The sequence below is a fragment of the Lutibacter sp. TH_r2 genome (assembly GCF_033101135.1).
Lineage (GTDB): Bacteria > Bacteroidota > Bacteroidia > Flavobacteriales > Flavobacteriaceae > Lutibacter.
The window spans coordinates 424,357-440,516 of record NZ_JAWMPV010000001.1 but is presented as its reverse complement, the minus strand read 5'-3'; the positions used below and the strand labels follow the sequence as shown (position 1 = coordinate 440,516).

The 16,160-nt window shown below is 30.3% G+C and carries 8 protein-coding genes; 4 read left to right on the top strand and 4 right to left on the bottom strand.

Annotated features, from left to right (window positions below; genetic code table 11):
* Positions 1–179: 179 nt before the first annotated feature.
* The 3 genes from gatB/aspS to R3X25_RS01780 are packed head-to-tail and all read right to left on the bottom strand — an operon-like array spanning position 180 to position 5,166.
* Positions 180–3,509 (bottom strand): bifunctional amidotransferase subunit GatB/aspartate--tRNA ligase AspS, encoded by a 3,330-nt coding sequence (gatB/aspS, locus tag R3X25_RS01790; RefSeq protein WP_317671266.1) that lies wholly within the window; start codon positions 3,507–3,509, stop codon positions 180–182.
* Positions 3,509–4,906, bottom strand: coding sequence for an amidase (locus tag R3X25_RS01785; protein ID WP_317671264.1), 1,398 nt, complete (start codon positions 4,904–4,906; stop codon positions 3,509–3,511). Before R3X25_RS01785 ends, gatB/aspS begins: the two co-directional genes overlap by 1 nt.
* A gap of 2 nt (positions 4,907–4,908) precedes the next feature.
* A complete protein-coding gene (locus tag R3X25_RS01780; protein ID WP_317671262.1) occupies positions 4,909–5,166 on the bottom strand; it encodes an Asp-tRNA(Asn)/Glu-tRNA(Gln) amidotransferase subunit GatC in 258 nt (85 codons plus the stop codon).
* A 265-nt stretch (positions 5,167–5,431) separates the two neighbouring features.
* Between R3X25_RS01780 and recQ the strand changes: the two genes are divergently transcribed.
* Complete coding sequence (gene recQ, locus R3X25_RS01775) at positions 5,432–7,546, top strand: DNA helicase RecQ (RefSeq protein ID WP_317671260.1); 2,115 nt, start codon at positions 5,432–5,434, stop codon at positions 7,544–7,546.
* Between the two features lie 103 nt (positions 7,547–7,649).
* On the top strand, positions 7,650–8,270 hold the full coding sequence (locus R3X25_RS01770; RefSeq protein ID WP_317671258.1) for a short-chain dehydrogenase: 621 nt from the start codon (positions 7,650–7,652) through the stop codon (positions 8,268–8,270).
* A gap of 18 nt (positions 8,271–8,288) precedes the next feature.
* Here R3X25_RS01770 and R3X25_RS01765 read toward each other — a convergent pair whose 3' ends face one another.
* Entirely contained in the window at positions 8,289–11,723 is a 3,435-nt protein-coding gene (locus R3X25_RS01765) for a methylmalonyl-CoA mutase family protein (RefSeq protein ID WP_317671256.1), read from the bottom strand.
* 143 nt (positions 11,724–11,866) lie between these two features.
* On the opposite strand from R3X25_RS01765, the gene purU reads away from it, so the two are divergent.
* Together purU and R3X25_RS01755 are read left to right on the top strand one after the other, a co-directional pair.
* A complete protein-coding gene (gene purU / locus R3X25_RS01760) occupies positions 11,867–12,721 on the top strand; it encodes a formyltetrahydrofolate deformylase (RefSeq protein WP_317671254.1) in 855 nt (284 codons plus the stop codon).
* Positions 12,722–13,209: 488 nt separating this feature from the next.
* On the top strand, positions 13,210–16,074 hold the full coding sequence (locus tag R3X25_RS01755; protein ID WP_317671252.1) for a TonB-dependent receptor: 2,865 nt from the start codon (positions 13,210–13,212) through the stop codon (positions 16,072–16,074).
* Positions 16,075–16,160: the final 86 nt, after the last annotated feature.

Here is a 16,160-nt window from a genome sequence, read left to right as displayed (position 1 = left end):
TAAAAGTATTCTAAACCGTCATTTTGAATTCATTTCAGAATCACATTAAACTGATAAACAGTCACTATGCGAACCTGAAATGAATATTCACGATTTCTTTAATAAAAGATAATAAAGAAATGAGTAAACAAGTTCAGATTGACGAAAAACTAATTTTTAGGACAGCTTTTTTAATTTTATTATTTTAGAATCCGAACGTTTTGTTCTTCTACTTTTTTATCTGATAATTGAGATGGCGCACCAAAAAGTAAATCGTCACTAGTTCCTGTTTTAGGAAATGCCATTACTTCTCTAATAGATGTTTTTTTCTCTAAAATCATCATTAATCTATCAACTCCCCAAGCAATTCCTCCGTGTGGTGGTGCTCCATATTGGAAAGCTTTATACATAGCTCCAACACTTTTAATCATTTCCTGTTTATTGTAACCCATATTTCTATAAGTTGCTTCTAAAATCTCCGCTTTATGCGCACGAACAGATCCTCCACCAATTTCATAACCGTTTAAGATTAAGTCGTATTGTTGAGCGATGATGGTTCCAATTTCATCTTCTTTACCATTCATATGCTTGTCTAAATCGTAAATAGCAGGCATAGAGAAAGGGTTGTGTGTAAATGTCCAACGTCCTTCATCTGTTTTTTCAAACATTGGAAAATCAACTACCCAAGCTGGGCGTAATTCTTTAGGGTTTATTAAACCTAAAATTTTACCCATTTCTTGTCTAACAGCATCTAACGCTTTGTTTGCAGTTTCATAATCGGCAGCAGAGAAAAATACAATGTCACCAACTTCAGCATTGGTTTCATTAATAATTCCTGCAGCAATTTCAGCACCCAAAAACTTAATAATTGGCGATTGTAAATCGTTTTCATTTACAATAATATATGCTAAACCTCCTAAACCGTTTTGTTGTGCAATGGCAGTTAGATTTTCAATTTGACCTTTAGACATACGGCTTTTACCTTGTTCTTCAGCAGAAACCTTAATACATTTTACAATTCCACCTTGTTCAATAGGTTTGCTAAATACTTGGAATGTTGTGTCTTTTACAATTTCTGTAATGTCTTGCATTTTTAAGCCAAAACGTAAATCTGGTCTATCACAACCGTAAAAATCCATGGCTTCTTTATAGGTAATTACTTCAAACGGATGTAAAATCCATTTTTTACCATATATTTTTTTCACTATTTCATTAAACATTTTAGTGTTTAAATCTATAATTTGTTGCATACTTGCGTACGCCATTTCAATATCTAACTGTGTAAATTCTGGTTGACGGTCTCCACGAGAATCTTCATCTCTAAAGCAACGTGCAATTTGAAAATATTTCTCGTAACCACTTACCATTAACATTTGTTTAAATTGTTGAGGTGCTTGTGGTAAGGTGTAAAAAGAACCTGCTTGTTTACGCGTAGGAACAATAAATTCTCTTGCACCTTCATCAGTTCCAGCAGTTAAAATTGGTGTTTCAATTTCTAAAAATTCCTCTTCATCTAAAATGTCGCGCATTAGTTTAATTACCTTGTGGCGATTAACAATAGCTCTTCTAACATCATCATTTCTGTGATCCAAAAATTTATATTGGAAACGAACAGTTTCACTAGTTTTTGCAGCTCTTTTTATTTCAAAAGGCAGTGTTTTAGATAAATTTAAAATTTCTAATTCAGATGTTTCTAATTCAATTTTTCCAGTTCGTAAACTTGCATTATAATCGTCTTCATTACGTTGAACAATAACACCTGTTACTGAAATTACAGATTCAGGTTTTAGTTTTACTAATTCATCTAAATTAGGAAACGATTCTCTACTTAATCTAACTTGGAAAATTTCGTTACTAGAATCGCGTAAGTCAATAAATATTAATTCTCCGTGATCACGTACACTAGAAACCCAACCAGCTAATGTTACTTTTTCTGAAATGCTTTTTTCAGATAAATCAGAAGCTTTATGAGTTCTATAATTATCTTTTATTATTGTTGGTATGTTTGGTAACGCTTCATCATGATCTTTTTTAGCGCTATTTTCATTTTCTAATAAACCTTTTCCATAACCTGTTTTTTGTTCTGATATTTCTGAAGGATTTAATCTATTTAAAATCCCTTTTCTAATAACTTTTCCAGAAGCTCCTTTACCAATAATGCTGATTACTTTTCCAACTAAAATACCTGCTTTTCCTTGGTTTCCAGACTTAATGTCGTTAGCAATAGCTTCATTTTCTGAAATAACTTTTTGAATTGCTTCTTCAATTTTTTCTTCAGAAATGGTGTTATCTTCAAAATACTTGTTATAATCAAAAGTTCTATCTTTTAAATACGAAGTTATTCCGTTTTGAGCTAAAACAGCTGTGATTTTTTCAGCTTTAAACAATTGAAATATTTCTATTAAACTCTCAATGCTATTTATTGCTGCATAATCTTCTGGTTTAATATTGTTTACCAACGTTTTTGCAACAAAAGATGGATCTTTTAGCTCTTTATTTATATCCATAAAAACTTTAGAACGGACAGCATCAGCAGTAAAAAATTTGGCGTCTTGAGGTAAAACACCACCTTTAATTAAAACAGTTTCAACCGCAAAAGGTAATGCGCTAGAATCAACACTTATGGCTTTAATTTCGTTTTTAATACTTACAAAAGGTAAATCTGGTTCAGAAATAAAACGGTAATCTGCTTCAAATTCCTTTTTACGCATTGTTTTGGTTTGCTTTAAATCAGCATCCCATAAAACGGTAGTTTGGTCTGGTCTAAATTCTTTATGTTCAACGTAATAGTTGAGTTGTTTTTCAATTTCTTCTTTTAAGGCATCAACCATAAACTTAAACGAGTTTAAGTTTTTGATTTCAGTACGTGGATTTAAATCGTAGCTACGTTTTTTACGTAGCGACACCGAAACATCTGATTTAAATTCACCTTTTTCTAAATTTGCTTCTGAAATTCCTAAATTTTGAACAATACGCTGAATATACTGTGCATAAGTAGAAGCATCTTCAATATTTCTGATACAAGGTTCTGTAACAATTTCAATTAACGGAACACCAGCTTTGTTAAAATCAACTAACGAAACATTTTTTTCGTGCATTAACTTTGCAGCATCTTCTTCAATATGAACTTGTGTTAAATTCACTGTAAACTGTGAACCATCGTTTCTATAACAAGAAACGTGTCCGTCTGGAATTATTGGATTATGAAATTGTGTTATTTGAATGTTTTTTGGGTTGTCAGGATATTCGTAATGTTTTCTATCCCAGGAGATTATTTCATTGTCGAACGAAGATTCTACTGCTTTTCCAAAATAAATAGCTTTAGTAATAGCTTCTTTATTAATAGCAGGTAAAACGCCCATTTGCCCAGTACAAACGGAACATATATTTGTGTTTGGTGTTTCAATTTCTTGATTTGGACAAGAACAAAACAACTTGGTTTTGGTATTTAATCGAACGTGTGTTTCTAGTCCAATTACCAATTCTAAATCGTGCTTTTTTATAGCAGCATTTAATTGTTCTAATTCCATTATAGTGTATCTTTTAAGAAGTTAGCAAACTTCAGTATCAATTCTTCATTATTTTTTGCGGCCGTAACTTGCAATCCGGTAACTGTTCCCTGTGGTACAGTTAAAGTTGGTAGTTGTCCTAAACTAAATCCAACAGTGTAGGCGTCAGATAAATACATGGCGTGTGGATCTTTTAAACTTTCTCCAATTTTAGGTGGTGCACTTGGTGTAACTGGAGATAAAATAATATCAACTTCATTAAAATCTTCATTAAAATTTTCAGAAATTTGATTTTTTAAAGCCAATCCTTTTAAATAAATTTCATCAGAAAAACCTTGTGACAACACTTGGTTTCCACCAACAATTCTACGTTTTGTTTCTTCAGAAAAATTTTCTGAACGCGTTACAGCATAAGATTCTATTAAATTTTCTGCTTCAATACGGTTTCCGTAGTTAGTTCCATCTAAACGAGATAAGTTGGAAGCAGTTTCTGCCATTGCTAACGTGTAATATGTTGAAACTAAAATATCAGATTTAAAGAAATCGAGTTCTTTTACGTTAATTCCTTTAGCTTTTATTTTTTCAATACTTGCTAAAAAATCTGCTTTAACTTCAGAATCAATAGCATCACTTTCAATAAAGTTTTTAAAGTAACCTACAGTTTTTACGGTGTTTGTTGAAATAGCATTTTCACTTATTTCTTTAGAAGTGATTGATGTTTGATCTTTAGGATCTTTACCACTCATCACATTTAAAACAATACGAATATCTTCAACAGATTTTGCTAACGGACCAACACAATCAGTTGATGACGCATATGCCATTATTCCATAACGTGAAACTCTTCCGTATGTAGGTTTTAAACCATATATTTTATTGTAACCAGCAGGTTGACGAATGGAACCTCCAGTATCGCCTCCAATAGAAAAAACGGTATAATCTTTAGCTACATTCACTGCAGAACCACCACTTGAACCACCAGCAACCAATTCAGGATTTAGTGCATTTTTAACAGCTCCAAAAATAGTGTTTTCACTAGAAGATCCATGACCAAAACTATCACAATTTTCTTTTACTAGTGGAATTGCTCCGGCATCTAATAATTTTTGAATAGCAGTTGCGGTATAAGCAGATTTGTAATTTTTTAATAAATCTGAACTTGCTGTAGTAAAAGTTCCTTGAACCATGTATACATCTTTAATTCCAAAAGGTATACCTTCAAGTAATCCAATTTCTTCACCGTTTTTAATTTTAGTATCTACTTTTGCAGCTAATTCTAAAGCTAAAGTATCTAAAATAGAATTTACAGTATTGTGTGTATTTTCTTTTAGTAAGTCTAATTTTTCTTGTACTAAAGCTGTACAAGTTATCTGTTTAGACACCAATTGTTGGTGTATGTATTTTATTTGAGAATCCATTTTTAACCTTCTATAACTTTAGAAACTACTAAATAACCGTTTTTTTTGTTCGGGAAATTTTCTAAAATTATTTGTTTTTCAATAGCCGAACTCTCTATTACTACATCTTCTCTTAAATTATTAATAGACACGCAATTATTAGTAACATTATTTAAAGAGTTATTATTTGTTGGTTGTGCATTTTTAATTACATCAAATAATTTGTTCACAGCCTCTGATGGTTGTGCTCCTTTAATACTCGACAATATGTCGACTGTCATAATTTTACTCATGTCTTTTTAATTTATTTATTAAGTCAAACTTTAAGCAGGCCAAATTACGAAAGTTTTACGAGGGTTGCACGTTTTTTTTAATTCAGAAATCTAGTAAACATATGTAACTTAAAGTATATAGAATATAATTTAAGATATTATCAATGAATGCTGTAATCATTAAAATATATTGAAATAAAAGTGTGAATAAGTCATCTAATTTCAATTTCTTCTAATTTGTTAATTAAATGTACTTTTGTCAAAAATCTGTTAAATGCTATTAAAAGAAACAAAAGAACAGCTGATACCTACATTAAAAAAGTATTTTGGTTACGATAGTTTTCGTGATCAACAACAGAATATTATAGAATCTGTACTTTTAAAAAACGATAATTTGGTAATTATGCCTACCGGTGGAGGAAAGTCTATCTGTTTTCAGTTACCAGCACTTTTATTTGATGGAATTACGTTGGTAATTTCACCTTTAATTGCTTTAATGAAAGACCAAGTTGATGGTTTAAATGCGAATGGAATTGCAGCAGATTTTTTTAATAGTAGTCAAGAAAGTGCTGAACAAGAAGCTATTTTTGAAAAGGTATTTAAAAAAGAAATTAAACTATTTTATGTTGCGCCAGAGAGTTTACAATTGCTAGAAAATATTTTGAATGAAAAATATGTTAGCTGCGTTGCAATTGATGAAGCGCATTGTATTTCTTCTTGGGGACACGATTTTAGACCTTCATATCAACAACTAGGTTTTCTTAAGAAATCATTACCAAATACGCCAATTATTGCATTAACAGCAACAGCAGATAAAGCAACAAGAGCAGATATTTTAGAGCAATTAAGCATAACAAATGCAACACAATTTTTATCTTCTTTTGATAGAAAAAACATTGAATTGGAAGTTCGTCCAGCAAATGATAGATTAACTCAAATTATTAAATTTATCAATCGAAAGCCTAATGAATCTGGAATTATTTATTGTTTAAGTAGGAAATCTACAGAGCAAATTGCTTCAAAATTAAAGTTGAACGGAATAAATGCAAAGGCTTATCACGCAGGTTTAAGTTTTGAAGAGAGAACTAAAACGCAAGAAGATTTTATTTTTGATAAAACTCAAGTAGTTTGTGCTACAATAGCTTTTGGAATGGGAATAGATAAATCTAACGTGCGTTGGGTAATTCACTACAATATGCCAAAAAATATTGAAGGATATTACCAAGAAATTGGGCGTTGTGGTAGAGATGGATTAAAAGCAAATGCTTTGTTGTTTCATAGTTATTCTGATGTAATTCAACTTAAAAAATTTATGAGCGGAGCTTCAAATGAAGAAGTGCAAGCTGCAAAATTAGATAGAATGAAACAATTTTCGGAAGCAACTACTTGCCGAAGAAAAATACTATTGAGTTATTTTGGAGAATTATTAAGTGAAAATTGTGGAAATTGCGATGTTTGTAAAAATCCACCACAGTTTTTTAACGGAACAATTATAGCTCAAAAAGCACTTTCGGTAATTACAAGATTAAAAGAGGCTGAAGCTATTGGAACAGTTATAGATGTGCTTCGAGGTGCATTAAATGCAACCATTTTGGATAAAGGTTACGATAAGTTAAAATCTCATGGTGTTGGTAAAGAAATTTCGTGGAGAGATTGGCAACAATACCTAATTCAATTAACAAATCAAGGGTATTGCGAAATTGCTTTTCATAAAAATAATGCTTTGCAATTAACTAGTTTTTCTAAAAAAGTATTGTTTGAGAATGAGGTAGTAAATTTAACAAGACCTATTGAATTTAAAGAGCAACCAGTAATTGAAAAAGCAACTAAAACTAAAAAGGCTAAAAAAGATACGTTATTTGAAAGACTGCGAAAATTAAGGCAAGAAATTGCGTTGGCTGAAAATATACCAGCATATTTAGTTTTTAGTGATGCTGCATTAAAAGAAATGGAACGTGCGCGCCCTATGAGTGAGGCTGACTTTTTGGAAATTAGTGGAGTAGGACAACGAAAACTCGAAGTTTATGGAGAAGATTTTATTGCTGAAATTGTAGCTTTTTCTAATGAAAAAATTAAAACTAGAAAAAAGAAGGATACACATAAAATTACTTATGATTTATATAAAGAAGGGCTAGATATTGATGAAATTGCTAAAAAAAGAAATTTAAAATCAACTACTATTTTTTCACATTTAGCATTGTTGTACACTGAAGGAAAAGATATAGAAATTTATGATTTTGTATCTAATGAAGAAGTTGAAAAAGTTAGAAAATCTAAAGATGAATTAGAAAGTCCACAAGCTTTAAAACCTTATTTTGAACACTTAAATGGTGAGGTTGAATATTTTAAAATTCGTTTAGCTTTAACAATTATTGATAAAGAAGGTTAGCTAATTTGTTAAATTATGATTAAATGTTGAAAATGTTGCGTGAATATCTTCTAGTTTAATTTCTTTCTGTATATTTTTGCAAATCCTGAACATGAGAAGTTAAATGAAAGAAACTAGTAAGTCAAAGAAAAAATCAAAGTTTAAATTATTACACCAGTATTATTCTTATACAGGGTTTTATTCTTTTGTAGGTAAAAGTGTAAAAAAAGCACTGTTGCCAATAGCAATTGTTATTGTGATTATTTTCTTGTTTAATAATTATGTTTATAATGTAAATGAAGGGTTAAAAAATTTAACGGATACATTTACGGCTACTCAAATATTTGTCACATTTTTTCTTTCAGAATCTTTTTTAGGCTTAATTCCACCAGAATTATTTATTGCTTGGACAAAAAAAACAACTGAACCAGTTATTAACTTGGCTATTTTGGCTGTTTTCTCTTACGTGGGAGGAATTATTTCATTTTATATTGGAAAAACAATATTGAAAATAGAAAAGGTTAAAAATTATTTAGAAGTAAAAATGGCAAAACAATTAAAAAATATTAGAAAATGGGGAGGTTTTTTAATTGTTGTTGGTGCGCTTTTACCTATTCCTTTCTCTATAACTTGTATGGCTGCTGGAATGATAAAGTATCCTTTAAAAGGTGTTTTAACATTTGGTTTGTTAAGGTTTGCAAGGTTTGCAATTTATGCATTAGCTATTTTTCAGGTGGTGAGTTAGTTGTTATTTACTTTATTTTTACATATTTCTTCTGTACTGACCGCCAACTTCAAATAAAGCTTCGGTTATTTGTCCGAGAGAACATACTTTACAAGCTTCCATAAGTTGCTCAAATATGTTTTCGTTATTAGTTGCTTTTTCTTTTAATAATTCTAGTTGTTCTTCAACTTTATTAGCATTTCTAGTATGTAAATTTTCAATCACATTAATTTGTAATTGCTTTTCTTCTTCCGTTGCTCTTATTACTTCTTGTGGTAAAATTGTAGGCGAACCTTTGCTGCTTAAAAATGTGTTTACACCAATTATTGGAAACTTTCCGTTATGTTTTAACGTTTCATAGTACAAGCTTTCTTCTTGTATTTTACTACGTTGATACATGGTTTCCATTGCTCCTAAAACTCCACCACGATCTGTAATTCTATCAAATTCTTCATAAACAGCTTCTTCAACTAAATCGGTTAATTCTTCAATAATAAACGCACCTTGAATTGGATTTTCATTTTTAGTTAAACCTAATTCTTTGTTGATTATTAATTGAATTGCCATTGCTCTTCTTACACTATCTTCTGTTGGAGTTGTAATGGCTTCGTCATACGCATTGGTATGTAAGCTGTTACAATTATCGTAAATGGCATATAATGCTTGAAGTGTTGTTCTAATATCATTAAAATCAATTTCTTGCGCATGTAAGCTTCTTCCAGATGTTTGAATATGATATTTCAACATTTGTGCACGTTCATTTGCTCCATATTTTTCTTTTAGTGCTTTTGCCCAAATTTTTCTGGCAACTCTTCCAATTACTGCATATTCTGGATCAATTCCATTAGAGAAGAAGAACGATAAATTTGGACCAAATTTGTTAATATCCATTCCTCTAGAAAGATAATATTCTACATACGTAAATCCGTTTGCTAATGTAAAAGCTAGCTGTGAAATTGGATTTGCGCCAGCTTCGGCAATATGATAGCCAGAAATAGATACTGAATAAAAATTCCGAACATTATTTTTTATGAAAAATTCCTGAACATCACCCATTAAACGAAGTGCAAACTCTGTTGAGAAAATACACGTATTTTGAGCTTGATCTTCTTTTAAAATATCAGCTTGTACAGTTCCTCTAATTATAGAAATTGTTTTATTTTTTATTTTTTTATAAACTTTTAAAGGAAGAACTTCATCACCTGTTACGCCTAATAAAAATAAACCTAAACCGTTATTTCCTTCAGGTAATTCACCTTGATATGTTGGGCGTTTAACACCTTTTTCTTTATAAATTGAAGTGATTTTTGCTTCAATTTCATTTTTTAAATTGTTTTCAAAAATATATTTTTCACATTCTTGATCAATAGCTACATTCATAAAATAACCTAACAGCATAGGAGCTGGACCATTTATAGTCATTGAAACTGAAGTGGTTGGATTGGTGAGTTCAAACCCAGAATACAGTTTTTTAGCATCATCTAAACAGCAAATTGAAACACCTGCATTTCCAATTTTCCCATAAATATCAGGTCGAATATTTGGGTCTTGTCCGTATAATGTAACCGAATCAAAAGCGGTAGATAAGCGTTTGGCAGGTAAACCGTAACTTACATAATGGAAACGTCTGTTTGTGCGTTCTGGGCCACCTTCCCCAGCAAACATTCTTGTTGGGTCTTCACCTTGGCGTTTAAAAGGATAAATTCCAGCAGTAAAAGGAAATTCTCCAGGAACATTTTCTTGTAAAATCCATTTTAAAACATCTCCCCAACCTTCGTATTTTGGTAGTGCAATTTTTGGTATTTGTAAATGAGAAAGTGACTTGCTATGTGTTTTAATATTTATTTCTTTATCACGAACTTTAAACGTGTAAATTTTGTTTTTGTAGCGTTGTTTTATTTTTTCCCAGTTTAAAATTAGTTGCCAATTGTATGGATTAAAATCCATTTTAAGTTTAGCAAATTCTTTAAGTAAAATTGATATTATTTTTTCATTTCCATTGTGTGAAATTTCATTTAAAATAGCATTTTCATTTAAACCGTTTTCAGTTAAATCAACTGTTGTTTTTGAAATTGTTTCAATAGTTTTATAAATTCCATAGAGTTTTTGAGCTATTTCCTTTTGTTTTTCAGCGTTTTGATTGTAAAGTCTATTACTCTCGGTAATTTCAGATAAATAACGTGTTCGGTTTGGCGGAATAATAAATTGTTTTTTATTTGCATCGTCAGAATATTCAAAAGACGATTTAAATTTTATTGCCGTTTTATTTGAAATTTTTTCAATAATAACTTTGTACAATTCATTAGTTCCTGAATCATTGAACTGTGAAGCAATGGTTCCGTAAACAGGCATATCTTCAATATATTCACCCCATAAATTATGGTTGCGTTGGTATTGTTTTTTTACATCGCGTAGAGCATCTAAAGCACCGCGTTTATCAAATTTATTCAAAGCAATAATATCGGCAAAATCAATCATATCAATTTTTTCTAATTGAGTTGCAGCACCATATTCAGGAGTCATTACATATATGGAAACATCTGAATGTTCTATAATTTCTGTATCGCTTTGTCCAATTCCTGAAGTTTCTAAAATAATTAAGTCAAATTCAGCAACTTTTAAAATATTAAGAGCGCTATTAACGTGTTTTGAGAGTGCTAGATTAGATTGGCGCGTAGCTAAAGATCGCATATAAACACGTTGGTTTTTAATGGCATTCATTCTAATTCGATCTCCTAACAGTGCGCCTCCAGTTTTCCGTTTTGAAGGATCTACTGAAATGATTCCTATTGTTTTTTCTGGAAAATCTATTAGAAATCTTCTTACAATTTCATCAACAATTGAAGATTTTCCAGAGCCTCCAGTTCCTGTAATTCCTAAAACAGGAATGGTTGATTTTGAAGCTAGTTGTTTTACTTCAGAAATAAAATTAGCATGTTTTTCTGAAAAATTTTCAGCTCCAGAAATTGCTTTGGCTATTTGTGTAGTATTTTTATTTTTTAAATCTTTTACATTGAAATCTATAATTTCTCCAGTGGAAAAATCACAATTTTCAATCATATCATTTATCATTCCTTGTAGCCCAAGTTTTCTACCATCGTCAGGAGAATAAACTCGAGTGATTCCATAATCCATTAAATATTTAATTTCTTCAGGAAGAATTACGCCGCCGCCACCGCCAAAAATTTTAATATGTGAAGCACCTTTTTCCTTCAATAAATCGAACATATATTTAAAATATTCTATATGTCCACCTTGGTAAGAAGTGATTGCAATTGCATTAGCATCTTCTTCAATAGCGCAGCTTACTACTTCTTCAACGCTTCTATCGTGACCTAAATGAATAACTTCAACTCCAGTAGCCTGAATTATACGTCTCATAATATTTATAGTAGCATCGTGGCCATCGAACAGTGATGCAGCAGTAACAATCCGTATTTTACATGTAGGTTTATAAGGTGTAATTTTGTTCATATGGTAATTTTAGCTAGTATTTGTAATGCAATTTATAAATATTTTAATAATATAATGAATTAGTTGTTATAAATACAACATTTTAAATTTCAGTAAAACCTATGTGTTTTTTGCATAATTTTGAATCTTAATTTTTTAGTAAAATGAAAAAGATAACAATACTTATAAATTGTAAGGATAATAAAGGAATTATAGCTTCTGTAACTAATTTTATTTCACAGCAAAGTGGAAATATTGTGTACATCGATCAATATGTTGATAGGGTAGAGAATTTATTTTTTATGCGTTTAGAGTGTGAATTTTCTGTAAAAGCTTTTAATTTAAAAATGTTTAAAAACATGTTTAATAATGTAATTGCAGATAAATTTGAAATGAACTGGAGATTACATGATTCTGATTCAAAACCAAAAATGGCTATTTTTGTATCAAAATATTCGCATTGTTTGTATGATATTTTAAGTAGATATAATGCAGGTGAATTAGATGTTGAAATTCCATTAATTATTAGTAATCATCCAGATTTAGAGCGCATTGCAAAATCTTTTGATATTCCATATTACTGCGTAAAGGTTACAAAAGAAACTAAAGTTGATGCTGAAAACGAACAGTTAAGGTTGCTTAAAGAGTATAATGTAGATTTTATTGTTTTAGCAAGGTATATGCAAATACTTTCTTCTAAATTAATAGAGGAGTACCCAGACCGTATTATTAATATTCACCATTCGTTTTTACCTGCGTTTCCAGGTGCAAAACCTTATCATTCAGCATATAAAAGAGGTGTAAAAATTATTGGAGCAACTAGCCATTATGTTACTGAAGATTTAGATGAAGGGCCAATTATTGAGCAAGATATAACAAGAGTTACTCACACAAATACGATTAAAGATTTTATTTTAAAAGGTCGTGATTTAGAAAAAATTGTACTTTCCAGAGCTATTAAATTACATATTAAAAGAAAAGTTATGGTTCACAATAATAAAACAGTTGTGTTTACTTAATAGTAATAAATAAAAAATTTTTAAAGACGGTTCGTGTTCGATACCGTCTTTTTTTATGGTGTAAATATTTAATTTACCTTAAGAAGTTTATTAATCGAGTTAACTAAATAAGTTTTATGTTAGTAATTAAAAATTAATAAATGGCTTCAATAGTATTGTTTTAGTATAAGTGAAATTATTAAGAGTTTAATAGGTTTTTAGATTAATGATATTTGTCAGTGTTTTTTAACAAGTAATAATTGCGAAATAACTTTAAGTGTTGTAAATCAACGGCATAAGTGTTTTTATTAAGGGTTAAATGATTGTAAATTACGTAATTTCAAAATTACACAATTCGCAATAAAGTTAATTTAAAACATAATTATATTAAATTAATGTTAATTTAAGTTAAATTATAACTATAAATTTAACATAAAAGTTAAAGAAAGTTTATTTGATTGTTTTTAATATCGTTTAATCTTTCAATTTTATAATATAATTTAATTCTTATGATACAAAAAAAACAACTCATTTTAGCAATCTTATTATTTGTTACAGTTACTTTTTATGCGCAGTCGTATCAAGTGTCTGGTTTAGTAACTGATTCAAGTAATCAACCGTTACCTGGAGTAACAGTAACAATTGAAGGAACATCAAGAGGAACTTCTACAGATTTTGATGGTAGATACACTATAAAAGTAGAATCTAGTGAAAACCTTATATTTAGTTATGTTGGGTACAATGAAAAAAAATTAGAAATGGATGGAACAAAAATTTTTAATGTTGTTTTAGTTTCTGGTGTTTCATTAGAGGAAATTGTTGTTGTTGGATCAAGAAATCCAAATAGAACTGCAGTTGATACTTCAGTGCCAGTTGATGTTATTGATGTGGCTGAATTAGTTACTGCTGGGCCTCAAGTGAACTTAAACCAAATATTAAATTATGTAGCGCCTTCATTTACTTCAAATACTCAAACAATATCGGATGGAACAGATCATATTGATCCTGCTTCTTTAAGAGGTTTAGGACCTGATCAAGTTTTAGTACTTGTAAATGGAAAAAGAAGACATAATTCTTCATTAGTTAATGTAAACGGAACTTTTGGACGTGGTAGTGTTGGAACAGATTTAAATGCGATTCCTGCAGCTTCAATTGAGCGTATTGAAGTTTTAAGAGATGGTGCAGCTGCGCAATATGGATCTGATGCTATTGCAGGTGTAATAAATATTGTATTAAAAAGAAGTACTAATGAATTAAATTTTAATGTTACAACAGGTGCTAACTTTAGTAAAAACTCTAATTCACAAACAGGAGGTGTTGATGGAGAAACTACAAATGTTAGTGCAAATTATGGCTTGCAGTTAGGTGACAAAGGAGGGTTTATTAACTTTACTGGAGATTTTGATGTAAGAGAAGATTACAACAGAATGAAAGAATGGGAAGGTACTATTTTTAATCTTTACAATACTGTTGAAAGATATGCTGCTGCTGATGGTTATGATTTAGTAAATTTATTAGATGATGATGTTGCAGATGTTATACAATATGGAAACATTGCAGGATTGGGTCTAGATTCTAACGCAACTAAAACAGAGCTTCAAAGTATATTAAGCGCTGATAATACAACAGCTGAATTAACAGCAAGAGGTTTGGAACGAAGCGATTTTAATATGAGAGTAGGTCAATCATCATTGCGTGGAGGAAGATTTTTTGCAAATATGTCAATTCCTTTAAATGATGATGGAACAGAATTGTATTCTTTCGCAGGAATTAGTTCTAGAGTTGGTAATTCAGCAGGTTTCTATAGGTTGCCTAATCAAAGTAGAACATATACTCCAGCTTATATTAATGGGTTTTTACCAGAAATTAATTCTGCTATAAAAGATAAATCATTTTCAATTGGAATTAAAGGTAAAATTTCAGATTGGGATGTAGATTTTAGTAATACGTACGGTAAAAATGAATTTTTATACACAATAGGTAATACTTTTAATGCATCAATGGGAAATTCTTCTCCTACAACATTTGATGCTGGTGGATTTTCATTTGCTCAAAACACAACAAATTTAGATATAAGTAAGTTTTATGATGATGCTATGTCTGGAGTAAATATTGCTTTCGGAGCCGAATATCGAGTAGAAAATTATGAGATTATAGCAGGTGAAGAAGCTTCATATTCTCAATACACTGCAAGTGGAGAAATTATAACTACTGCATCTCAAGAACCTTTGGAAGACTTTTTTGGAAGTTCTAGACCTGGTGGTTCTCAAGTATTTCCTGGTTTTAGTCCAAAAAATGAACTTTCAAGAGGAAGAAGTAGTGTTGCAGGATATTTCGATGTAGAAGCTGATTTTTCTGAAAAATTTCTAGCTAGTTTTGCCTCGCGTTTTGAAGATTATTCAGATTTTGGATCTACATTAAATTTTAAATTAGCTACAAGATTAAAAGCGAGTGATAATACAAACATAAGAGCAGCATTTAATACTGGTTTTAGAGCTCCATCTTTACACCAATTAAATTTTAATTCTACTTCAACAATTTTCGATGCTAATGGAGATCCGCAAGAAGTAGGTACTTTTGCAAACGATAGTAGAGCTGCAGAATTATTAGGTATTCCGCAATTAAAAGAGGAAACTTCTAAAAGTGTTAGCCTTGGATTTACATCAAAAATACCATCTGCACATTTAACAATTACAGTAGACGGATACTGGGTTGGTATTGATGATAGGGTTGTGTATACAGGTCAATTTAAAGGTCCTGGAACAGGTACAGAGTTAGATAATTTATTAGCTCAAGCCAATGCAACAGCTGCTTCGTTTTTTGCAAATGCCATTGATACAGAGTCTAAAGGAATAGATATTGTTGTAACACATGATGTTATGGTTGGTAATACAACAAAATTAAAAACAGATTTATCAGGTACTTTTTCAAAAACTAAACAAGTTGGAGATATTAAAGCTTCTGAAGTATTAGAAGATGCAGGTTTAATAGGTACTTATTTTCCTGAAGACAGTAGAATTTATTTAGAAGAAGCTGTACCAAGAGCAAAAATTAATTTATCAAACAGTTTAACAACAGATAAATTTAATGTGTTTTTAAGAAATGTATGGTTTGGTGAAGTTACTGAAGCTACTACAACAGTTGAAAATCAACAAGTTTATGGGTCAAAAGTTGTTACAGATTTATCGGTAGGTTACCAACTTTCAAAAAGTACAACAGTTACTGTTGGTGCAAATAACCTTTTTGATATTTATCCAGATAAAACAATTGAAGGTAACAGAAGTTCTGGTAGATTTGACTGGTCACGAAGATCTCAACAATTTGGTATTAGTGGTCGTTTTCTTTTTGCAAGGCTAAATTTTATACTTAAATAAATAATAATATTAAAAATAGTTAGTAATTTTTAACTGAAATTACATAGCATAAAAAAAAGGACTTTGTTAAAAAGTCCTTTTTTTTA

Coding starts and splice junctions, on each gene's coding strand:
- gatB/aspS (WP_317671266.1), bottom strand. CDS start 3,509: ATGGAATTAGAACAATTAAATGCTGCTATAAAAAAGCACGATTTAGAA.
- R3X25_RS01785 (WP_317671264.1), bottom strand. CDS start 4,906: ATGGATTCTCAAATAAAATACATACACCAACAATTGGTGTCTAAACAG.
- R3X25_RS01780 (WP_317671262.1), bottom strand. CDS start 5,166: ATGACAGTCGACATATTGTCGAGTATTAAAGGAGCACAACCATCAGAG.
- recQ (WP_317671260.1), top strand. CDS start 5,432: ATGCTATTAAAAGAAACAAAAGAACAGCTGATACCTACATTAAAAAAG.
- R3X25_RS01770 (WP_317671258.1), top strand. CDS start 7,650: ATGAAAGAAACTAGTAAGTCAAAGAAAAAATCAAAGTTTAAATTATTA.
- R3X25_RS01765 (WP_317671256.1), bottom strand. CDS start 11,723: ATGAACAAAATTACACCTTATAAACCTACATGTAAAATACGGATTGTT.
- purU (WP_317671254.1), top strand. CDS start 11,867: ATGAAAAAGATAACAATACTTATAAATTGTAAGGATAATAAAGGAATT.
- R3X25_RS01755 (WP_317671252.1), top strand. CDS start 13,210: ATGATACAAAAAAAACAACTCATTTTAGCAATCTTATTATTTGTTACA.